The sequence below is a fragment of the Microbacterium sp. NPDC057741 genome (genome assembly GCF_042798735.1).
Classification (GTDB): Bacteria; Actinomycetota; Actinomycetes; order Actinomycetales; family Microbacteriaceae; genus Microbacterium.
Window position 1 is genome coordinate 300,590 of record NZ_JBHVJW010000002.1, and the last position, 21,499, is coordinate 322,088.

21 protein-coding genes are annotated in these 21,499 nt (G+C 68.7%); 14 read left to right on the plus strand and 7 right to left on the minus strand.

The features are described 5' to 3' along the window. Positions 1-6: 6 nt before the first annotated feature. A complete protein-coding gene (locus ACFVDO_RS08420) occupies positions 7-918 on the minus strand; it encodes a formylglycine-generating enzyme family protein (protein ID WP_378858565.1) in 912 nt (303 codons plus the stop codon). A gap of 53 nt (positions 919-971) precedes the next feature. Here ACFVDO_RS08420 and ACFVDO_RS08425 point away from each other — a divergent pair, with 53 nt between their 5' ends. The 3 genes from ACFVDO_RS08425 to ACFVDO_RS08435 are packed head-to-tail and all read left to right on the plus strand — an operon-like array spanning position 972 to position 4,303. Further along, entirely contained in the window at positions 972-1,718 is a 747-nt protein-coding gene (locus ACFVDO_RS08425; protein WP_378858564.1) for a potassium channel family protein, read from the plus strand. Positions 1,719-1,748: 30 nt separating this feature from the next. Next, positions 1,749-2,678, plus strand: coding sequence for an HAD family hydrolase (locus tag ACFVDO_RS08430; RefSeq protein WP_378858563.1), 930 nt, complete (start codon positions 1,749-1,751; stop codon positions 2,676-2,678). Further along, positions 2,675-4,303: a SulP family inorganic anion transporter gene (locus ACFVDO_RS08435; protein ID WP_378858562.1), complete on the plus strand. Its 1,629-nt coding sequence runs from the start codon at positions 2,675-2,677 to the stop codon at positions 4,301-4,303. Before ACFVDO_RS08430 ends, ACFVDO_RS08435 begins: the two co-directional genes overlap by 4 nt. 95 nt (positions 4,304-4,398) lie before the next feature. On the opposite strand, the gene ACFVDO_RS08440 is transcribed toward ACFVDO_RS08435, so the two are convergent. The 3 genes from ACFVDO_RS08440 to ACFVDO_RS08450 all read right to left on the minus strand — a co-directional run bounded on the left by ACFVDO_RS08440 (position 4,399) and on the right by ACFVDO_RS08450 (position 5,910). Further along, entirely contained in the window at positions 4,399-4,860 is a 462-nt protein-coding gene (locus ACFVDO_RS08440; RefSeq protein WP_378858561.1) for a hypothetical protein, read from the minus strand. Positions 4,861-4,894: 34 nt separating this feature from the next. After that, on the minus strand, positions 4,895-5,566 hold the full coding sequence (locus ACFVDO_RS08445) for an NRDE family protein (RefSeq protein WP_378858560.1): 672 nt from the start codon (positions 5,564-5,566) through the stop codon (positions 4,895-4,897). A 215-nt stretch (positions 5,567-5,781) separates the two neighbouring features. Continuing rightward, entirely contained in the window at positions 5,782-5,910 is a 129-nt protein-coding gene (locus ACFVDO_RS08450; protein WP_378858559.1) for a hypothetical protein, read from the minus strand. A gap of 89 nt (positions 5,911-5,999) precedes the next feature. On the opposite strand from ACFVDO_RS08450, the gene ACFVDO_RS08455 reads away from it, so the two are divergent. The 9 genes from ACFVDO_RS08455 to ACFVDO_RS08495 all read left to right on the plus strand — a co-directional run bounded on the left by ACFVDO_RS08455 (position 6,000) and on the right by ACFVDO_RS08495 (position 14,644). Continuing rightward, positions 6,000-6,965 carry a GlxA family transcriptional regulator gene (locus ACFVDO_RS08455; protein WP_378858573.1) on the plus strand — a complete coding sequence of 322 codons (966 nt, stop codon included), beginning with the start codon at positions 6,000-6,002 and terminating at the stop codon, positions 6,963-6,965. A gap of 127 nt (positions 6,966-7,092) precedes the next feature. Beyond that, on the plus strand, positions 7,093-8,256 hold the full coding sequence (locus tag ACFVDO_RS08460) for an endo-1,4-beta-xylanase (RefSeq protein ID WP_378858558.1): 1,164 nt from the start codon (positions 7,093-7,095) through the stop codon (positions 8,254-8,256). A gap of 160 nt (positions 8,257-8,416) precedes the next feature. Continuing rightward, entirely contained in the window at positions 8,417-9,622 is a 1,206-nt protein-coding gene (gene coaBC, locus ACFVDO_RS08465) for a bifunctional phosphopantothenoylcysteine decarboxylase/phosphopantothenate--cysteine ligase CoaBC (RefSeq protein WP_378858557.1), read from the plus strand. Positions 9,623-9,711: 89 nt separating this feature from the next. Further along, positions 9,712-10,572, plus strand: coding sequence for an HpcH/HpaI aldolase/citrate lyase family protein (locus ACFVDO_RS08470; protein WP_378858556.1), 861 nt, complete (start codon positions 9,712-9,714; stop codon positions 10,570-10,572). Between the two features lie 29 nt (positions 10,573-10,601). After that, entirely contained in the window at positions 10,602-11,066 is a 465-nt protein-coding gene (gene bcp / locus ACFVDO_RS08475) for a thioredoxin-dependent thiol peroxidase (RefSeq protein ID WP_378858555.1), read from the plus strand. A 170-nt stretch (positions 11,067-11,236) separates the two neighbouring features. Next, a complete protein-coding gene (uraD, locus tag ACFVDO_RS08480) occupies positions 11,237-11,740 on the plus strand; it encodes a 2-oxo-4-hydroxy-4-carboxy-5-ureidoimidazoline decarboxylase (protein WP_378858554.1) in 504 nt (167 codons plus the stop codon). Further along, positions 11,737-12,078 carry a hydroxyisourate hydrolase gene (uraH, locus tag ACFVDO_RS08485; protein ID WP_378858553.1) on the plus strand — a complete coding sequence of 114 codons (342 nt, stop codon included), beginning with the start codon at positions 11,737-11,739 and terminating at the stop codon, positions 12,076-12,078. The genes uraD and uraH overlap by 4 nt, the downstream gene beginning before the upstream one ends. Before the next feature lie 8 nt (positions 12,079-12,086). After that, positions 12,087-12,980 (plus strand): factor-independent urate hydroxylase, encoded by an 894-nt coding sequence (gene pucL, locus ACFVDO_RS08490; protein ID WP_378858552.1) that lies wholly within the window; start codon positions 12,087-12,089, stop codon positions 12,978-12,980. A gap of 134 nt (positions 12,981-13,114) precedes the next feature. Then, positions 13,115-14,644 (plus strand): nucleobase:cation symporter-2 family protein, encoded by a 1,530-nt coding sequence (locus tag ACFVDO_RS08495; protein ID WP_378858551.1) that lies wholly within the window; start codon positions 13,115-13,117, stop codon positions 14,642-14,644. Between the two features lie 205 nt (positions 14,645-14,849). Here the strand turns inward: ACFVDO_RS08495 and ACFVDO_RS08500 are convergent, their stop codons facing one another. Next, complete coding sequence (locus ACFVDO_RS08500; protein ID WP_378858550.1) at positions 14,850-15,596, minus strand: SDR family oxidoreductase; 747 nt, start codon at positions 15,594-15,596, stop codon at positions 14,850-14,852. 71 nt (positions 15,597-15,667) lie between these two features. Here ACFVDO_RS08500 and aceE point away from each other — a divergent pair, with 71 nt between their 5' ends. Next, positions 15,668-18,373 carry a pyruvate dehydrogenase (acetyl-transferring), homodimeric type gene (aceE, locus tag ACFVDO_RS08505; protein WP_378858549.1) on the plus strand — a complete coding sequence of 902 codons (2,706 nt, stop codon included), beginning with the start codon at positions 15,668-15,670 and terminating at the stop codon, positions 18,371-18,373. Between the two features lie 98 nt (positions 18,374-18,471). Here the strand turns inward: aceE and ACFVDO_RS08510 are convergent, their stop codons facing one another. Then, complete coding sequence (locus ACFVDO_RS08510; protein WP_378858548.1) at positions 18,472-19,770, minus strand: CapA family protein; 1,299 nt, start codon at positions 19,768-19,770, stop codon at positions 18,472-18,474. 109 nt (positions 19,771-19,879) lie between these two features. Between ACFVDO_RS08510 and ACFVDO_RS08515 the strand changes: the two genes are divergently transcribed. Further along, positions 19,880-20,434, plus strand: a complete 555-nt coding sequence (locus tag ACFVDO_RS08515; RefSeq protein WP_378858547.1) for a TetR/AcrR family transcriptional regulator — start codon at positions 19,880-19,882, stop codon at positions 20,432-20,434. Between the two features lie 248 nt (positions 20,435-20,682). Here the strand turns inward: ACFVDO_RS08515 and ACFVDO_RS08520 are convergent, their stop codons facing one another. Continuing rightward, on the minus strand, positions 20,683-21,453 hold the full coding sequence (locus ACFVDO_RS08520; protein WP_378858546.1) for an IclR family transcriptional regulator: 771 nt from the start codon (positions 21,451-21,453) through the stop codon (positions 20,683-20,685). Positions 21,454-21,499 lie beyond the last annotated feature (46 nt).

A 21,499-nucleotide genomic window follows, 5' to 3' on the forward strand; every position in this document is an offset into this window, starting at 1 on the left:
GTGGTGTCAGGCGTCCGCAGCCAGCCGGAAGCCGACGTGCGACATCCCGGTGTCCTCGGCCTGCGGCGAGCGCGCCGCCGGCCGGAAGCGCAGGCAGTAGTCCGGCGAGCACAGGAACGACCCGCCCTTGAGCACCCGGCGGGGGATCTGCTCGCCCTCGCGGGAGCTCGCCGCAGCGAGCAGGTTGGCCCGCTTGCCGGCATCCACCGGCTTGTCGGTCGGCACGATGTGCCGGGGGGCGTAGAAGTCGGTGGTCCACTCCCAGGTGTTGCCGATCATGTCGAACAGGCCGTAGCCGTTCTCGGGGTACGAGCCGACCGGGGCGGTGCCGCCGACACCGCGGCTGTCGTACGGGAACCGCCCCAGCCAGGAGTTCGCCAGCGCGCGTCCGCCCGGATACGGGTCCTCTCCCCAGGCGAAGCGGGAGCCGTCGACGCCGCCGCGGGCGGCGTACTCGTGCTCGGCCTCGGTGGGCAGGCGCCGGCCGGCCCACTCGGCGTAGGCCGTGGCATCCTCGAACGCGACGTGCACGACCGGGTGGTCCATCCGGTCGTCGATGCTCGAAGCGGGGCCGAACGGCGCGCGCCAGTGCGCGCCCGGCTCCCAGCGCCACCAGTTGCGCCAGTCGCGCAGGTCGGTCGGGCCGGGAGTCGGCGTGAAGACCATCGCGCCCGGCGCGAGGTCCTCCTCGGCGACGCCGGGATACAGCGCCGGGTCCATCGGCCGCTCGGCGACGGTCACATAGCCGGTGTCGTCGACGAAGCGGGCGTAGTCGGCGTTCGTGACCGCGTACCTGTCGATGCGGAACGACTCCACCCGACGCTCGTGCACGGGCTGCTCGTCCGGATAGAACTCCGTGGAGCCCATCCGGAAGGTGCCGCCGGGGATCAGTACCGTCTCGCGCGAATCGTCCGCCATGGCTCCCACCGTAATGCTCGCAGCGGATGCCGGGCGCTGGCATGATTCAGGATGTGGACGAGCAGACCTGGCGGAAGCGCACCGGACCGACGCTGCTGGTCGCTTCGATCGCGTTCCTGCTCGCGTACTCGTGGCGGGTGATCACCGAGGCGGACGGCGTCATCGAGGTGATCGCGAACGTGGTGATCATCGTCACCTGGGTGCTGTTCGTCGCTGACTACGTGGTGCGCTTCTCGCTGGCTCCGCAGAAGTGGCTCTGGTTCCGCACCCATCTCGCCGACCTCGCCATCACGATCATCCCGGTGCTGCGGCTCGCACGGCTGGGGCGCGTGTTCACGCGCCTGCCCGGCATGCGCCGCACGCGAGCCGCAGCGTTGCGCACCCGCATCCTCGTCTACGGCATCGCCGCGGCGGCCATCCTCATCCTCATCGCCTCGCTGCAGGTGCTCGACGTCGAGCGCAACGCGCCGGGTGCCACGATCGTCAGCTTCGGAGACGCACTGTGGTGGTCGTGCGTCACCGCCACCACCACCGGGTTCGGTGACCTCACCCCAGTGACCGTCGTCGGCCGGGCCGTCGGTGTGATCCTGATGTTCGGGGGCGTGGCGCTGGCCGGCATCATCACCGCGACGCTGGCCTCGTGGGTCGTCGAGCGCGGCGCAACCGCCGATGATGAGGACGACGCGGATGCGGCGACCAAGGCCGACGTGCACGCGCTGCGCGACGAGATCGCCGCGCTGCGCGAACTGCTCACCCGCCAGGGCGATGAACCTCCCCCGGGAAGCGGCACGGTTCAGTAACCTGACCTCATCGACATCGGAGGAGCCACCATGACCGATCTGCCCTCGTGGCGCGACACCGCCACCCGCAAGACGATCGTCGACTTCGTCGAGTCGGTCACGACCGGGGCGGATGCCGTGCCTGTCGAGGAGCGCATCGCGGTCTTCGACAACGACGGCACGCTGTGGTCCGAGAAGCCCGTGATCATCCAGCTCGACTACATCATCGGTCAGTGGGCGGGCGAGCTGAAGGCCGACCCCTCGCTCGCCGAGAAGCAGCCGTACAAGGCGGTCGCCACCGGCGACCTCGGCTGGATCGGAGACGCGGTCGAGAAGCACTACGGTGGCGACGACAGTGATCTGAAGGTGCTGCTCGGCGCCCTGGTCGGGCTCACCGACGGCCTGACGGTCGACGAATATGCGGCATCCGTCGCCGAGTTCTTCCGCACCGCGAAGCACCCCACGCTCGGCACGCCGTTCTCTGGTGCGGTCTACGAGCCGATGCGCGAACTGCTCCGCTACCTCGAGGCGAACGGCTTCACCTGCTACATCGCCTCCGCCGGCGAGCGTGACTTCATGCGCAGCGTCACCGAGGAGTACTACGGCATTCCGCCCGAGCGCGTGATCGGCTCGGCCTACGGCCTCACCTACGACGCGGATGCCAGGGCCGTGAAGTACTCCGCCAACCTGGACTTCCTCGACGACGGGGCGATCAAGCCGGTGCGCATCTGGAGCAGGACCGGCCGCCGTCCGCTGCTCGCCGCAGGCAACGCCAACGGAGATCTGCCGATGCTGCAGTTCGCCGTCGGCGACGGCACGGGCCGCCGCGGGCTCGCGCTGCTCGTGCACCACGACGATGCGGACCGCGGCGACACCCCTTACGACAAGGGCGCCGAGCTGGCGCTCGCCGCGGACGACGTCACCGTGATCAGCGTCTCCGACGACTGGTCGCAGATCTTCCCCGCGACGGATCCGGAATGAGCGCCATCGCATCCGCGCCCGCGCGCGGCTGGCTTGCCCCCACACTGCACGGGTACAAGCCGGCCTGGCTCGGCGCCGACATCGTGGCAGGGCTGTCCGCCGGCGCGGTCGTCGTGCCGCAGGCGATGGCCTACGCGACCATCGCGAACATGCCGGTGCAGATCGGTCTGTACACCTGCATGGTGCCGATGCTCGTCTACGCGCTGCTCGGTGGATCGCGCGCGATGAGCGTGTCGACGACGTCGACCATCGCGACGCTGACCGCCACCACGCTGGTCTCGGCCGGCGTCGCCGCGAACTCCGACAACCCGGTTCCCGACCTGATGGCGCTGACCCTCATCGTCGGCGTGATCCTGGTGCTGGCCAGGCTGCTGCGCCTGGGCAGCACGGTGGACTACATCTCCAAGCCGACGATCCTGGGCGTGCAGGTCGGCGTCGGCGCGACCGTCGCGGTCGGCCAGCTGCCGAAGCTGCTCGGCGTCGACAGCGAATACTCGGGGCACGGCTTCATCCGATCGATCCTCGGTGTCATCGAGGCCGTTCCCGGCATGAACGTGCCCACCCTGCTGCTGTCGATCGGGTCGATCGCCGGGCTCGTCCTGCTCAAGCGCTTCCTTCCGCGCGTCCCCGGCCCGCTGCTGGTGGTGGCCGCCGGCATCCTGCTCATGGCGTTCACGGGAATGAAGGATGCGGGCGTCGCGCTGATCGCGCCGGTGCCGACCGGGTTCCCCGCCTTCCAGTTCCCTTCGTTCGCGCACATCCAGGGGATGCTGCCGGGGGCGTTCGCGATCGCAGTGATGGCGTTCCTGGAGTCGAGTGCGGTGGCCCGCGGCATCCGTGAGGCGGGCGAGACGCAGATCGACAGCAACCGCGAACTCTTCGCGACCGGCGCCGCCAACACGATCGGCTCCTTCTTCCAGGTGCTGCCCGCCGCGGGCGGCTTCTCGCAGAGCGCGGTGAACAAGAACGCGGGCGCAAAATCACAGGTCGCCGGAATGGTGACGGTCGGGCTCGCCGTGCTGGTCGCACTGTTCCTCGGTCCGGTGCTCAGCCTCATGCCGCAGGCGACGCTCGCCGCTCTCGTGTTCGTCGCCGTCGTCGGCCTGATCGACGTGGTCGGGCTCGCCCGGCTGTGGCGGTTGAACCGTCCCGACTTCTGGGTAGCGGCGGTGACCGCGTTCATCGGCCTCACCGCCGGCCTGCTGCTGGCCGTGGCCGTGGGGGTGATCGGCACCTTCGTCGTCGTCTTCCGCGAGCTGAACCGGGTGCGTCTGAACGTGGGTGAGGCGCGTGACGGTGTGCTGCCGGTGCACCTGATCGGCGCGGTCTACACCGCGAACGCCCTGAACTACGAGACCTCGATACTGGATGCCGCGGACGCGGTGCCCGGGCTGAAGGCGCTGGTGCTGGAGACAGCGCAGATGCGTGTGGTCTCGGTCACCGTGCTCGACACCCTCACGGATCTGGACCACGAGCTGAAGGCGCGCGGCATCGAGCTGCGTCTCGCGTCGGTGCCGGACTCGGCCGCTGTCGTCGCGCGGCGCGGCGGCTGGTTCGAGGGGCTCGAGAAGGAGGGGCGCGTGTACGGGACCCTCGACGAGGCGATGCGCGGCCCCGTGCACTGAGCGTTCTTCAGTCGTCGCGGTTCGCGGTTCCAGAGGGCCAAGGCAGACGGCCGAGTGTTCTCAACCGTGGATGCCGCGGTTGCCGGCCCCGCACCTCAATAAGGGATGACCGCGTACAGCAGAGAGCTCGCCCAGCCCACGATCACTCCGAAGAGCCCCGAGATGGCGATGCCAGTGGCGATGCCCGCGGTGCCTTTCGGCGCATTCTGGCGCAGTGCCACGATGCCGAGCGCGAGGGCCGTGCCGAACAGGCCCAGCGAAAGGATCCCGCGGAGCGCGCCGAGCATCGTCGCCACTGTGCGGCCCTGCGGGGTGGTGAACAGGAACGGCTGGATGATCGAGAAGATCACCGCAAGGGCCATCCCGATGAGCGCGACGATGAGGGCAGTGCGTCCGAGCGGACTGCCCGTCGACGGCTGCGCAGAGGCCTGTGCAGGCTGGACCGGGTACCCGGCGTAGCCGGAGTAACCGGGCGGCGGGGTCGGGATCGCGGGCTCCTGCTGCGGGGACTCCTGCCGTGGGGCGGGCACGTCCTGTGGGTTCTGCGGCTGGCTCATGGCCCCGAGCCTAGGGGGCGGGGGCCTGATGGCATCAGTCCCAGTGGCCGGGGCGCTGCAGCACGTGCGAGGTGACGGTCGCGCCGTCGGCGCCGACCTCGGCCGTCGCGTACAGCAGTGACAGAGTCGGATAGCCGTGCGTCGTGTTGTCGCGGATGATCGCGCGATCGTCGTCGGGGTCGAGGGCGGCGGTCTCCTGGAGCAGCGCGAGCCAGGCATCCGGAGCGGCTGCCGTGAATCGCGGAAGCCAGGCGGCGATCCGCGCGGTGCCCGGGTCGTCGAGGTCGTCGTGCGCGATCATGTGCACGCCGGGGGCGACTGGCGTCTCGCGCAGCGAGGCGCCGTCCCAACTGAGCACGCGAGAGCCCTCGGGCGTGACCTCGAGCAGGTTGAAGCCGTGCATGCGCGGCGAGCCCTGCGGAGAGCGGCCCGCGACCGACTCCAGTGCCAGCGAGCCGCGCGAGAGCGCCTGATCGGCGGGCAGGTCGAGCACGTCGGCCCGGTTGAGCAGCACGGCGAGTCGACGGGATGCCGGGTCGACTGCGAGCCACGCGCCGCCCGCTCGGCGGTCGCGGATGCCGATCACACCGGGGTAGCGGTCGGGCCACCAGGCGCCGAGATCGTCCCAGTCGCGCTGCGGGTCCTCATCGCGAACGGCGAGCAGTCGGGCGGCGCCCGGTTCGGTCTCGATGACGACGGTGCACACGCGGCCAGTCTATGGCCGGCCCGACCACCCGGGTCCTGACGTCCTTCGTCTCGCTGCGCTCGCTCAGGATCCGTGACGGGTGTCGTGCTCCCGGGTCCTGAGCGAGGAGCGCCAGCGACAGACGATCTGTTCCGGGTCCTGAGCGAGGAGCGCCAGCGACAGACGATCTGTTCCGGGTCCTGAGCGAGGAGCGCCAGCGACGAGACGAAGGGCGTTCAACGCCGATCGTGCGCGACTCGGGACCAGTCGGTCGGGACCGCCCGGTAGCCGTCGCGACAGAGCTCGACGACGGTGGAGATGAGACCCCACAGGGCCACTGCGCTGAGAAGGATCACGATGAACATGGCAGTAACGCTACGTCTGGCGGAAAAGCGCCACGAGTGGCATGATGGACAGCAATCGCAGGAAAACTGCCAACCTGAATCGAGTGTCGATGAAGACCGTCGCGTGCATCATCCAGCCAGGGTTCGCCCCTTTCGAATTCGGCATCGCCTGCGAGGTGTTCGGCCTCGACCGCTCCGACGACGGCGTGCCGAACTTCGACTTCCGTGTGGTCGCGGCCGACGCAGGCGAGGTGCCGTCGAAACTGGGGTTCACGGTCGGGGGAGTGGGCGACCTCTCCTTCGCACGCGAGGCCGACGTGCTCGTGCTGTGCCCGTTCCCCAAGGAGCAGTGGGGCTCCGTCGATCCCCGCATCCTCGACGTGATCCGCGACGCGGGTGAACGCGGCGCGTGGATCCTCAGCGAGTGCAGCGGCGTGTTCGCACTCGCCGAGGCCGGGGTGCTCGACGGGCGCCGCGCGACCACGCACTGGATGTACTCGGACGTGCTGGCCGAGCGGTATCCCGCCGTCACCGTCGACCCCGACGTGCTGTTCGTCCACGACGGCCGCATCATCACCAGCGCGGGCACCGCAGCCGGCATCGACGCCTGCCTGTCGCTGCTGCGCATCGAGCTGGGCGCCGAGCTCACCAATCGGATCGCCCGCCGCATGGTCGTGCCGCCGCAGCGCGACGGTGGGCAGGCGCAGTTCATCGACCGGCCGATCCCCGTCGTCGCCGAGGCCTCTCTCTCGAGTCTGGTGAGCTGGGCGGTCGAGCACCTCGACGAGGATCTCTCGGTGGAGCGGCTCTCCGCGCACGCGCACATGTCGCCGCGCACCTTCGCCCGGCGGTTCAAGGCCGAGCACGGCGTCACCCCGGCGGTCTGGCTCACGAGGCAGCGGGTCATCCAGGCGCAGCGGATGCTCGAGCGCACCGACGAAGGCATCGATCAGATCGCGGCGGAGTGCGGGTTCGGCTCGGCGGCAGTGCTGCGGCAGAACTTCGCCCGCATCGTCGGCACCAGCCCCACCGCCTACCGGGCGACGTTCAGCTGCGTCGAGGAGCCGGCGGCCTGAGGGGAACGAAACATTCCGAAACTCTTGCTTATCGTCTCGGCATGCTCCTATGTTTTTGTTGCAAACAGAAACATATGCGTCACTCCCGTGACGTCTGTGTCCGACGACGATGTCAGGAGATTCACCCATGCGCCGATCGACCCGATCGCTGCTGGTGGCCACGGCCGCCGCAGCCCTGGTGCTGCCGTTGTGCGGCGTCACCGCCGCGAACGCGGCTCCGCCCTCGTTCAGCAGGTCCGACAAGGATGCACTGCGCAACCAGACGCCGGTCGATCTCGCGATCGGCAGCGCCGCCTGGGGCGAGAAGATGCTGACCGACTACGACCCGGCGGCCCCGACCGAGTTCCAGGACATTCTGAGCCGGCAGTTCTCGTCGCTGACGCCCGAGAATGACATGAAGTGGGATGCCGTGCATCCTGCCCCCGGCGTCTATGACTTCGCCTCGGCCGACGCCCTGGTCGCCTTCGCCGAGGCGAATCACCAGAAGGTGCGCGGCCACACCCTGGTCTGGCACAGCCAGAACCCTGCCTGGGTCACCGAGGCGGCGAAGACCTGGACCTGTGAGCAGGCGAAGGACGTGCTGGAGGACCACATCCGCACCGTCGTCGGCCACTTCAAGGGCAAGGTCTACGAGTGGGATGTCGCCAACGAGATCTTCAAGGACACCTGGGATGCCGGTGGCGTGTCCTTGCGCACCGACAGCAACCCCTTCCTCAAGGCGTGCGCCGATGACCCGGTCGGTCTCCTCGCGGACGCGTTCACCTGGGCGCATGAGGCAGACCCTGCCGCGGTGCTGTTCCTGAACGACTACAACGCCGAGGGCATCAACGAGAAGACCGACGCGTACTACGACCTTGCACAGCAATTGCTGGACCGCGGCGCGCCCCTGGGTGGATTCGGCGCACAGGCGCACCTGAGCCTGCAGTACGGCTTCGACACCTCTCTGCAGGCGAACATGGAGCGCTTCGCCGCGCTCGGCCTGAAGGTCGCCATCACCGAGGCGGACGTGCGCATCCCTGTGCCTGCGGGGCAGAGTGGTCCGACCGCCGAGCAGGTCGCCACTCAGAGTGAGCGCTACCGCGCTCTGCTCCAGGCGTGTCTGAACGTGAAGGCGTGCTCGTCGTTCACGGTCTGGGGCTTCACTGACGCGCACTCCTGGGTGCCCGGGGTGTTCCCCGGTGAGGGCTGGGCGACGATCTCGGACGAGTCCTTCACGCGGAAGCCCGCGTTCGATGCGCTGCTCACCGCGCTGAGGGATGCCACCCCGGGCGTCTCGCCGCGCCGCGGCTGACTCGGGCAGCCGCTGACCCGCATCGAGCGGGACCGGAGCCGCGGGGAGCGTGTCTGTCTGCGGCTCCGGTCCCAACCGTTGCGGGTGTTCGCCAGCCGGACCCGCAATGAGTGGAACCGGAGCAGGGTGAGCGGAGCGGAACTGAGGCAGACTTGAGGGCGTGAACATCGTCGTCGGGGTCACGGGCGGGATCGCCGCCTACAAGGCCGTGCACCTGGTCCGGCTGCTGACCAAGGGGGGCCACGACGTCACCGTCGTCCCCACCGAGGACGCGCTGCGCTTCGTCGGGCTGCCCACCTGGGAGTCCCTCAGCCGCAACCCCGTGACCACGAGCGTGCACGAGGACGTCGCCCGCGTGCGGCACGTCGCCCTCGGGCAGAACGCGGATCTGGTCGTGATCGCGCCGGCCACCGCCAACACGATCGCGAGGATGGCCGCAGGCATCGCCGACGACCTGCTCGGCACCACGCTGCTCGCCACCGAGGCGCCGGTGGTGATCGCCCCGGCGATGCATGCCGAGATGTGGCGGCATCCGGCCACCCAGGCGAACATCCGCACGCTGCGCGAGCGCGGCGTGATCATCGTCGGCCCCGCCGAGGGAGAACTGGCCGGTGGTGACTCCGGCCCCGGCCGGATGTCCGAGCCCGAGCAGATCCTGGATGCCGCGCACGCGGCGCTCGCACCGCAGGACCTGACCGGGCTGACCGTGGCCGTGTCGGCCGGCGGCACCCGAGAGCCGATCGACCCGGTGCGCTACCTCGGCAACCGCTCCAGCGGCCGGCAGGGCGTCGCGCTCGCGGCATCCGCCGCCGCGCGCGGCGCCGACGTGGTGCTGGTCGCGGCGAACGTCGAGCAGGACGTGCTGGTGGATGCCCGGCATCCCGGCATCCGCGTCGAGAACGTCGAGACCGCCGCCGAGCTGGCCGACGCGATGCGCGCGGTCGCTCAGGACGCGGACGTGATCGTGATGGCTGCCGCTGTCGCGGACTATCGGCCGGCCGTGGCCGCGACCGAGAAGCTGACCAAGGAGGACGGTCTGCTCACGCGCATCGACCTCGTCGAGAACGAGGATGTGGTCGCAGGTCTCGCCGCGAACCGCCCCGGCGAGCAGACGATCGTCGCGTTCGCGGCCGAGACGCTCGCCGACCCCGAACAGCGCCGCGAGCGCGCCCGGCGCAAGAGGGAGCGCAAGGGCGTCGACCTGCTCGCGGTGAATCGTGCGGATGCCGCACACGGGTTCGAGCTCGCCGACAACGCGGTCGAGATCATCGGCGACGGCGGTGAGGTCGTCGCCGAGCGCGCCGGCTCCAAGCGCGAGGTCGCCGATGCGATCTGGGATGCGGTGCTCGTCCACCGTGCAGAGTGAGCGGGTACAGTTGCCCGCTGGCGCGCCCCGAAGCGCCGCGCTAAACTTTTCGTACTGTAGAAATCTACTTCCATGAAATGGAATCTCAAATGAATGCTCCGCTGCCCGCCACGACCACGCGCGAGATCGCGCCCGAGCTGGCCCGTTCCTGGCTGCTCGTCGCGGCGACGCGCCCCGAGACCTTCGATGATGCCGCAGCGTCCCATGCCGACGCCGTCGTGCTCGACATCGAGGACGCCGTCGACGCCAGTCACAAGGACGAGGCCCGCGAGGACGTCATCCAGTGGCTGAACACCGAGGGCAATAGCGCCTGGGTGCGCATCAACGACGCCACCAGCGACCACTGGAGCGCCGACCTCGAAGGTCTGCGCTCGGCGGCGGGGCTGAAGGGCGTGATGCTCGCCAAGACCGAGTTCGGCAGTCAGGTGGAGGACACCTTCAACCGCCTCGGCGCGCGGGTCCCCGTCGTCGCCCTCGTGGAATCCGCGATCGGCATCGAGAACGCCACCGAGATCGCCCGCGCCAAGGGCGCCTTCCGCCTGGCCTTCGGCAGCGGCGACTTCCGCCGCGACACCGGCATGTCGGCCGACCGCGAGGCGATGGCCTACCCGCGCGCCCGCCTGGTCATCTCCAGTCGCGCCGGCGGCCTGCCCGGCCCGATCGACGGCCCCACCGTCGGCTCCAGTCACCCGATCCTGCGCGAGCAGTCCGCCATCACCGTGTCGATGGGCATGACAGGAAAACTCTGCCTGCAGACCGACCAGACGCCCGTCGTCAACGAGGTCATCAGCCCCACGCGCACCGACGTCGAGTGGGCCTACGAGTTCCTCGAGGACTTCGATGCCCGCGGCCGCATCGTGCGCGACGGCAGCGACCTGCCGCGACTGGGCCGAGCCCGCAAGATCATGCAGCTCGCAGAGGCCTTCGGTGTGACGCCGAACGGCCGCTGACCACCGTCACCCACAAGAAGGAGTCAGATATGACCCAACTCACCGCGGGCGACGCCGCCCCCGCATTCACCCTGTCCGACGCCGACGGCGTCACGACCTCGCTCTCGGACTACCACGGCAAGAACGTCGTCGTGTACTTCTACCCGAAGGCCGCGACCCCGGGCTGCACCACTGAGGCCTGTGACTTCCGCGACAACCTGTCGTCGCTCGCCGCCGCCGGTTACGCCGTCGTGGGCGTCTCGCCCGACGAGGTCGCCGACATCAAGTCGTTCTCGGATGCCGAGGGGCTGACCTTCCCGCTGCTCGCCGACACCGACGCATCCGTGGCGCGCGCCTGGGGCGTGTGGGGCGAGAAGACCGTGGGCGACCGCACCTTCGACGGCGTCATCCGCTCGACCTTCGTGCTGGACGGCGAGGGCGTCGTGCAGCGCGCCGAGTACGGTGTGGAGGCGACCGGCCACGTGGCGCGTCTGCGCGAGGAGCTCGGCGTCTGAATTCTCGCGTCGCGGAATATCGTTGGCGGGAGGGGTTGACAAACCCCTCCCGCCTTCTGCATACTAATTACACATGCTGAAAGAACAGTTCCGGGATACGGAATCGGATCTTCTCGAAGATTCCCGTATAGCCTTACACCCCGGATGCCAGCATGGCTTGAGGTACGAAGATGTCGCTCGAGGAGTTCAACGCTCTCCCGCGTGAAGAAGCCGTCACCATCGTGAAGCCGGCGCTCGATGTCGCCCGCTGGATCGATGCGATCGTCGATTCCCGGCCCTACGGGTCGGTCGACGAGATCACCGCAGCCGCCACCGTCGTGGCCGCCCCGCTCTCCGAGGCGGAGATCGACGGAGCACTGGCGCACCACCCCCGCATCGGGGAGCAGCCGAAGGGTGCGACCGCCGAGGCGGCGCACTCTCGCAGTGAGCAGGCCGGCGTGGACGCATCCGCCGCCGCTGCGCTCGCCGAGGGCAACCGCGCCTACGAGGCGAAGTTCGACCGGGTCTACCTGGTGCGCGCCGCAGGGCGCTCGGCAGACGACATCCTCGCCCTGCTGCAGACGCGGCTCGGCAACACCCCCGAGCAGGAGCTCGCCGTCATCGACCAGCAGCTGCGCGAGATCGCGGCGCTGCGCCTGGCGGCAGCCATCGAGACTGAAGGAGCACGCGCATGAGCGTCTCTCACGTGACCACCCACATCCTGGACACATCGATCGGGCGCCCGGCGTCCGGCGTCGCCGTCGTACTCGAGGCCCGAGTCGGCGACGGATGGTCTGAGATCGGTACGGGCCTCACCGATGCTGACGGGCGGGTGAAAGCGCTCGGCCCGGAGCGGCTGGAGAGCGGTGCCTACCGCCTCCGGTTCGACACCGCGGCCTACTTCGCCGGCATCGAAACGGACACCTTCTTCCCGGAGGTGGCGCTGACCTTCTCGGTCGACGCCGCACAGGAGCACTACCACGTGCCGCTCCTGCTGAGCCCGTTCGCCTATTCCACTTACCGAGGAAGCTGAGTACGAAAATGACCAACATCATTCTGGGCAAGAACCAGTACGGCAAGGCCGAGGTCCGCGTCGTCCGCATCACGCGCGACACCGACCGCCACGAGATCGAGGACCTCAACGTCACCTCGCAGCTGCGCGGCGATCTCGACAGCGCGCACTTCGACGGCAACAACGAGCACGTCGTCGCCACCGACACGCAGAAGAACACCGTGTACGCCTTCGCCAAGGACGGCGTCGGCAGCCCGGAGGAGTTCCTCGTGCGTCTCGGCCGGCACTTCACCGGTGAGTTCGACTGGATCACCGGCGGCCGCTGGGAGGCCGAGCAGTACACCTGGCAGCGCATCGAGGGCGAGAACGGTCCGCACGACCACTCCTTCGTCCGGGGTGGCACCGAGACCCGCACCTCCGTGGTGCAGATCGACGGCGACGACACGGTCGTCATCGCCGGCCTGACGGACCTCAAGGTCCTCAAGTCCACCCAGAGCGGCTTCGTGGGCTACCCGAAGGACAAGTACACCACCCTCGCCGAGACTGAGGACCGCATCCTCGCCACCTCGGTGACGGCGAAGTGGCGCTACAACCGCACCGACATCGACTTCAACGAGGTCTTCGCGGACGTCCGCCGGCTGCTGCTCGCCGGGTTCTCGAAGAACTACTCGTACGCCCTGCAGCACACGCTGAAGGAGATGGCCGAGGCCGTGCTCGAGGCGCACCCCGAGATCGACGAGATCCGCTTCTCGACTCCGAACAGCCACCACTTCGTCGTGGACCTGTCGCCGTTCGGTCTGGAGAACCCCAACGAGGTGTTCTTCGCCGCCGATCGTCCCTACGGCCTGATCGAGGCGTCGTTCCTCCGCGAGGGCGCGGACACCGACCACTGGTCGTGGGACGGCATCGCCGGCTTCTGCTGAGCCGGCGCAGCTGACCCGGCGCACGCCGGACAGCACAGGGTGAGCCCGCGGGGGCGGGCTCACCCTCTACTTCCCATGCCCCCGACACGCATGCCCACCCCGAATAGCGGGTCACCGGACGAGGAGGTCCACCAATGACTGCTGCACGCAGCTCAGCGAAGAGCAAGACTAAGACAGAATCCACCCGTCCGGAGGACGAGGCGCTGAGCATCGGCTCGGCGTTCACCTACGGGCTCCAGCACGTGCTGACCATGTACGGCGGCATCATCGCCCCGCCGCTCATCATCGGCAGTGCTGCAGGTGTCGACCCGCAGATGATCGGCGTGCTGATCGCCGCCTGCCTCTTCGTCGGCGGTCTCGCCACCCTGCTGCAGACCCTCGGCCTGAAGTTCGGCAAGAACGTGCCGCCGCTGTTCGGCTCGCAGCTGCCGCTGGTGCAGGGCGTCTCCTTCGCCGGTGTCGCGACCATGCTCGCGATCGTGAACGGCAACAAGGAGACCGGTCTCACCGACATCTTCGGAGCGGTGATCATCGCCGGTCTGATCGGTCTGGCGATCGCGCCGTTCTTCGCGCAGATCGTGCGGTTCTTCCCCGCGGTGGTCACCGGTGTCGTGATCACCACGATCGGTCTGTCGCTGATGCCGGTGGCCGGCAAGTGGATCACCGGCCAGAACCCGGAGGCCCCTGGCTGGGCCGACCCGGTCAACGTCGGCATCGCCGCCTTCACGCTCGCCGTGATCATGCTGCTGAGCAAGGTCGGCAACGCCTTCATCTCGCGTCTGTCGATCCTCATCGCGATGATCGTAGGCACGATCTTCGCCGTCATCATCGGCCGCGCCGACTTCTCGAAGGTGCTCGAGGGCCCGGTGTTCGCATTCCCGACGCCGTTCGCGTTCGGTGTGCCGACGTTCAACTTCGCCGCGATCCTCTCGATGACGATCGTGGTGCTCGTGATCCTCACCGAGACCACCGCCGACATCCTGGCCGTCGCCGAGATCACCGGCTCCAAGGTCGACCGCAAGCGCATCGCTGCGGGCCTGCGCGCCGACATGGTCTCGACCGCCGTCGCCCCGATCTTCAACTCGTTCACCCAGAGCGCGTTCGCCCAGAACGTCGGCCTGGTCGCCGTGACCAAGATCAAGAGCCGCTACGCGGTCGCTGCCGGCGGTGGGGTGCTGATCGTCCTCGGTCTGTTCCCGGTGCTCGGCCGCATCGTCGCCGCGATGCCCACCGCCGTCCTCGGCGGAGCAGGCATCGTGCTGTTCGGAACGGTCACCGCTTCCGGCATCCGCACGCTGGCGAAGGTCAAGTACGAGGGCAACATGAACCTGATCATCGTGGCCGCCTCGATCTCGGTCGGCGTGCTGCCCGAGGTGGTCCCCGGTATCTACTCGAACTTCCCGAGCTGGTTCCAGGTCATCTTCAACTCGGGCATCAGCTCGGCCGCCGTGATGGCCATCCTGCTGAACCTGATCTTCAACGTCTGGACCAAGGGCAACTCCGAGAATCCGTCGGTCTTCGGCGCGGCTCCGGTGCGGTCCGTCAAGACCGACGTCATCCGCGTGCTGAAGGAGGGCGACCGCGTTCAGGGCGGCAGGCTCGTCGACGCCGACGGCAAGGACGTGCCGGTGCAGGACGACGACGTCGACCTGTCGCACCACTGACGCACGACGCTGACGGACGCGGGGTTCGCAGGGGCCGAAAAGCCCCGGCGGGCCCCGTTTTCGTCTTGACAAGCGCGCCGTTCTAGGCGCACACTAGCTTGCGTATGATGAAAGCTTTCTTTCATATCGTGAAAGTCAATGACATGAAGGACACTGAAGAGCCGGACGAGGAGGTCCGCAGATGAACGGCTCCCCGCTCCGCGGATCAGCCGCGACCGCCGAACGGCATCCCGGCCGCGGTCACCACCAACTCTCCGATGTTCGCCTCGGGCGGCAGCTGGGCCATGAACACCACGGCCCTGGCCGCATCGGCAACGTCGAAGGTCGGCTCCACCAGACGAGAGCCGTCCGGCTGCAGCGCCCCGGAGCCCACACCGATCTCGGTCATGATGCTCGTGGCCGCGTTGCCGATGTCGATCTGGCCGCACGAGATGGAGTCGACGCGCCCGTCCAGGTCGATCGACTTCGTCAGGCCGCTGATGGCGTGCTTGCTCACCGCGTAGGCCACGGACTGCGGGCGCGGCACGTGCGCGGCGATCGATCCGTTGTTGATGATGCGGCCACCGCGCGGTTGCTGCGCGCGCATGGCCCGCATCGCGGCGCGCGCGCAGAGCAGGGCGCCGGTCACGTTCACCTCGAGCGTCGCGCGCCAGGCATCCGCCTCCACGTCGGCAGCGGATGCCGCGGGGCCGAACGTCCCGGCGTTGTTGAACAGCACGTCCACACGGCCCCACTCGGCCACGACGGCCGCGAACGCGGCATCCACGTCGGCCTCCGACGTCACGTCGGCCGGCAGCACCAGCATCCGGTCCCTGTCCTGTGCCGTCTCCCGCAGCGCCGCCTCGCGGCGCCCGATCAGGGCCACTCGGAATCCGGCGTCGTGCAGAGCATGCGCGGTCGCCCGGCCGATCCCCGAACCCGCTCCCGTCACCACGGCGATGCGTCCGTCCACTCTCTGACCTCCTGAACTCGACCGTCTGCCGCAACCCGGCAGCCCCCTACATCTAACAAGAAAGGCCGACCATGTATGCAGATCGCAGCACCGGCGCACTCGGCTCCGACACCACGGACCACGACCCCGAAGAGACCGCCGAATGGCTCGAGTCGCTCGATGCGCTGATCGCGCAGCGCGGCTCGGACCGGGGCGAGTACATCGTCCGTGAACTGGTCGACCGTGCCGGCATCGCCTCGGAGCCGAGCGCGACCACCGACTACGTCAACACCATCCCGGCATCCGCCGAGCCGGAGTACCCCGGCGATGAAGAGCTGGAGCGGCGCTACCGCGCCTGGATGCGGTGGAACGCGGCCGTGCTGGTGCACCGCGCGCAGCGCCCCGGCATCGGCGTCGGCGGGCACATCTCCACCTACGCGGGCGCCGCGACCCTCTATGAGGTCGGCTTCAACCACTTCTTCCGCGCCAAGGACCACCCGGGCGGCGGCGACCAGGTGTTCTTCCAGGGGCACGCCTCGCCGGGCATGTACGCCCGCGCGTTCATGGAGGGACGCCTCACCGAGGAGGACCTCGACGGCTTCCGCCAGGAGAAGTCCCGTGAGGGCCACGCACTGAGCTCGTACCCGCATCCGCGCCTCATGCCGGAGTTCTGGGAGTTCCCGACCGTGTCGATGGGCATCGGCCCGATGAACGCGATCTACCAGGCGCAGAACAACCGCTACCTGCACAACCGCGGTCTGAAGGACACCTCTGACCAGCACGTCTGGGCGTTCCTCGGCGACGGCGAGATGGACGAGCCGGAGAGCCGTGGCCTGCTGCAGCTCGCCGCCAACGACGGCCTCGACAACCTCACCTTCGTCGTGAACTGCAACCTGCAGCGCCTGGACGGCCCGGTCCGCGGCAACGGCAAGATCATCCAGGAGCTCGAGGGCTTCTTCCGCGGCGCCGGATGGAACGTCATCAAGGTGGTCTGGGGTCGCCAGTGGGACGACCTGCTCGAGCGCGACACCGAGGGCGCCCTGCTCGACATCATGAACACCACCCGCGACGGCGACTACCAGACCTACAAGGCCGAGTCGGGCGGGTTCATCCGGGAGAACTTCTTCGGTCGCGACCCGCGTGCGAAGGCCCTCGTCGACGACCTCAGTGACGACGAGATCTGGGGCCTCAAGCGCGGCGGCCACGACTACCACAAGGTCTTCGCGGCCTACCAGCAGTCGATGCAGCGCAACGGCAAGCCCACCGTCATCCTGGTGAAGACGGTGAAGGGCTACGGCCTTGGTCCGCACTTCGAGGCGCGCAACGCGACGCACCAGATGAAGAAGCTCACCCTGCAGGACCTGAAGGACTTCCGCGACCACCTGCGGGTGCCTATCACCGACGCGCAGCTCGAGGACAACCCCTACCTGCCGCCGTACTATCACCCGGGTCAGGATGCTCCGGAGATCCAGTACATGCAGGAGCGGCGCCGCGCCCTCGGCGGGTATCTGCCCGAGCGCCGTCCAGAGGCATCCGGCGAGATCGCGCTGCCCGATCCGAAGGCCTACGAGGTCGCGGCGCGCGGTTCCGGCAAGCAGCAGGCGGCCACCACGATGGCCTTCGTGCGCGTGCTGAAGGACCTCATGCGCGACAAGGAGTTCGGCAAGCGCATCGTGCCGATCATCCCCGACGAGGCGCGCACCTTCGGCATGGACGCGTTCTTCCCGACCGCGAAGATCTACAACCCGAACGGCCAGAACTACCTCGCCGTCGACCGTGACATCGTGCTCTCGTACAAGGAGTCCGAGGCCGGGCAGATCCTGCACATCGGCATCAACGAGGCCGGCTCGATCGCGGCGTTCACCGCCGCCGGCACCAGCTACGCCACGCACGGCGTGCCGCTCATCCCGGTGTACGTGTTCTACTCGATGTTCGGCTTCCAGCGCACCGGCGACTCGCTGTGGGCGGCCGCCGATCAGATGACGCGAGGATTCCTCATCTCGGCCACCGCCGGGCGCACCACGCTGACCGGCGAGGGCCTGCAGCACGCCGACGGGCACTCGCCGCTGCTCGCGGCGACGAACGCCGCCGTGGTCACCTACGACCCGGCATTCGGCTACGAGATCGGGCACATCGTGCGCGCGGGCATCGAGCGGATGTACGGGCCGGACTCCACCGACCGTAATCACATCTACAACATCATGGTCTACAACGAGCCGATCGTTCAGCCTGCCGAGCCCGAGGGCGTCGACGTGCCGGGCATCCTCGGTGGCATCCACCGGATCGCTCCCGTGGCAGCGCCGAAGGCGCACCTGCTGGCATCCGGAATCGGCGTGACCTGGGCGCAGGAGGCGCAGCAGCTGCTGCGCGACGACTGGGGCGTGGACGCGGACATCTGGTCGGTCACCTCGTGGACCGAGCTGCGCCGTGATGCGGTCGCCGCCGAGGAGGACGAGTTCCTCGGGAAGGGCTCGCGCGTGCCGTTCATCCAGCAGCAGCTGGCCGACGCGCACGGCCCGATCGTCGCGGTCAGCGACTACGCGAAGGACTGGGCCGACTCGGTGCGACAGTTCGTGCCGAACGACTGGGCGACGCTCGGCGCCGACGGCTTCGGCTTCTCGGACACACGGGCCGCCGCCCGTCGGTACTTCAAGATCGACGGCCCGTCGGTCGTCGTGCGCACCCTGCAGCTGCTCGCCAAGCGCGGCGAGGTGGATGCCGCCGTGCCGGCGCAGGCCGCCGAGAAGTACCGTCTGCTCGACGTGAACGCCGGCAGCAGCGGCTCCGACGCGGAGTGAGTGTCTGACGCGCCACTCAGAGATGGAAAACGCGGCTCTGCGCAGCGGGGAGCGGCGTTTTCCATCTCTGAACGTCGCGACCCGGCGGCGGGTTCACGTCATTCGCGTGGTGCGAGCCGATCCGCGAGTGCGCGCAGGCGCTGCAACTCGGCTCGCGTCGGGGTGCCCGGTGTCGCCGTGGGTCGATCGAGCTCGGCATCCAGATCCAGGACGCGGAAGTCGGTACAGGTGTCGCCGTCGAACACCGCCGCTGTGGTGATGAAGCGATGCTCGACGCCGGTGACGCGGGTCGTCCGGATGCCGTTCTGCACTCCGCGGGTCAGCTGCACGCGCACGAGCATCCCGAGCATCGAGTTCGGAACCGCGGGCAGATACGACACGGTGTCGCCCTGCGCGTAGACGATCAGGGCGTCCTTCTCGAGGTCGGTGGCGGGGTCGGTGAACCGGTACCGCTCCATCGGCTGCACGACGTGCGGATGGTTGCCGAGGATCACGTCGACGCCGAGATCGGCGATGCGGTGTCCGTTGTCGATCACGTGCTGGATGGGGAAGGACTCGAACTCAAGGCTCCAGTGCGCGCACGCGACGATGGCATCCGCGCCGCGCGATCGCGCGATCGTGACGTGCTTCTCGATCAGTCCGAGATCGGGATTCTCCAGGTTGAGGCGCACGTAGTTCGCCGAGTACGCCTGCTCCGGCGGGAACGGGCGGCCATTGACGGAGAACGTGTACGACAGGACCGCGACCCGGATGCCGTTCATGTCGACGACGGGGATGTCGTCCTGCTCGGACGGGGTGCGGGCGGTGCCGACATGCCCGATGCCCTCGGCGTCGAGCACGTCCAGAGTCTCGCGCAGCCCCTCGATGCCCTGGTCCAGGCAGTGGTTGTTCGCGGTGGAGAAGAAGCCGTAGCGCGACCCGATGCCGGTGAAGACGCGCAGCATCCCGACAGACGAGTTCAGCGGGGGAGCGGAGAGGATGCTTCGCGGTGGGGCCCCCAAGGAGCGGGAAGGCGCCACGGGCGTCTCCAGATTCGCGATCGTGAGGTCGGCCTCGAACGCGAAGTCCGCGACGTCGTCGAAGAGGTGCGTCGTGTTGTCCGGGCGCACCTGCTCGGCGGAGAGCAGGTCACCTCCGGATGCGAGTACCCCGGTCAGCTCGGGAGTGAAGTCCGTTGGAGGCTCGAAGCCGAGCCGCATCCGGGCGAATCGCCGCTCGATGTCGGTGCCGCGCTGTGCCTGTTCGACGGGACGCACGAAGAACTTGTGCGCCCACCAGAGCTTCTCGCCGATGCGCATGGTGCTCGCGTTGCCCTCGACGGGGCGTGAGTTGCGCGTGCCTCCGGGCAGGAGGCGGCCGTAGCCGCGCAGAAGGGTGCGGATGAGCTTGTCGATCATGTCGGACTCCGAGGAACGAAGAAGTGTCACATATGTGACACTGAGACGTTAGGAGTCGCCGCGCCTGTGGGCCAGTGCGTGCGCGAGAAGTGTCGCAGAGGCGCACGGAATGAGGCAGAACATGGCGGCGACGCATCCGAACGCTCTTCGATCGCGGCGACTGCTCGCTGACGCGCTGGTCGAGCTGCTCGTCCGACGGCCGTTCCGCGAGATCACCGTCGGTGAGATCGCCGACCGCGCGCAGGTCGCCCGCCGCACCTTCTACCGCCACTTCACGGCGAAGGAGGATCTGCTCGCGGAGCACCTGCGGATGCTGGCGGCCGAGTACATCGATGATGTGCGCCCGGTCGTCGAACTGCCGACCGCGGAGATCGTCCGCGTGCACCTGGGCTTCTGGCGGCGGCATCTGCCGCTCCTGCGTGCGCTGCAGCGCGACGGGATGCAGTACCTGCTCGTGGAGGGGTACAGCGCACACATCGCGGAGGTGCGGGCAGGCAGCGGCAGCCGACGCTACGCCCAACTGGCCCGTGACGAGTACGCGCTCGCGTTCAACGCCGGCGGGCACCTCAACGTGCTCTTCGAGTGGCTGCGCAGAGGCGCAGAGGAGAGCCCTGAGTCGGTCGCGCGCTCACTCGGCCGGCTGCGGGGTCCCGACGGAACATGACCCTCCGGTCCCTCCCGGTCGTTGAGCGAGCGCCCTTCGTCTCGCTACGACGCGGATCCTGAGCGAGCGGAGCGAGACGAAGGGCGCTCAGGAGCCGGACCGCATCCGGGTCCTGAGCGAGGAGCGCAGCGATGAGCGCAGCGCAGCGAGACGAAGTGACGAAGGGCGCACAACGACCCGCGGGGGAGAAGCCGGATACGCAGAAGGCCCCCGGATCGCTCCGGGGGCCTTCTGGGTACGATTTGGCGTCAGGCCGCGAGATCCGCCGAGATCGCCTCCGCGGCCGAGCGCAGCAGCGGGATGGCGCGAGAGGCGAACTCCTCGGTGACGCGCGAGATCGGGCCGGACACCGACACGGCGGTCAGCGTCGGAGCATCCGGCACCGCCATCGCGTAGCAGCGCACCCCGATCTCCTGCTCCTGCTCGTCGATCGAGTAGCCTCGCTCGCGGATGCGGTCGAGCTCTGCGATCAGGTCCTCGACCGTGCCGATGCTGAACTCGGTGGGTGTCGACATGCCGGTGCGTCCGACGATGCCGCGCACCGTGTCGTTCGGCAGCTGCGCGAGGATCGCCTTGCCCACGCCGGTGTCGTGCACGTTGGCGCGGCGCCCCACTTCGGTGAACATGCGCATCGAGTGCTGGGACTGCACCTGTGCCACGTAGACCACCATGTCGCCGTCGAGCACGGCCATGTTGGCACTCTCGCCGAGCTGGTCCACCAGGCTCTTCAGCTGCGGGCGTGCCAGAGCGCCGAACTGGCGGGCGGCTCCCTCTCCGATGCGGATCAGCCGCGGGCCGAGCGCATAGCGCCGGTTGGGCAGCTGGCGGGCGTAGCCGAGCGCCACGAGTGTGCGCAGCAGACGGTGGATGGTGGGGAGGGGCAGGTCGGTCGAGGCCGAGAGCTCGCTCAGGGTGACGTCGCCGCCGGCATCCGTTATCAGCTCGAGCAACTCGAAGACGCGCTCGACGGACTGGACTCCGGACGTCGAGCTCTTGGCGGGCTTCATCGCATCGGCCATGGTCACTCCCTCATCTTCTGTTCTGTAATTCCATCATGCGAAAGGT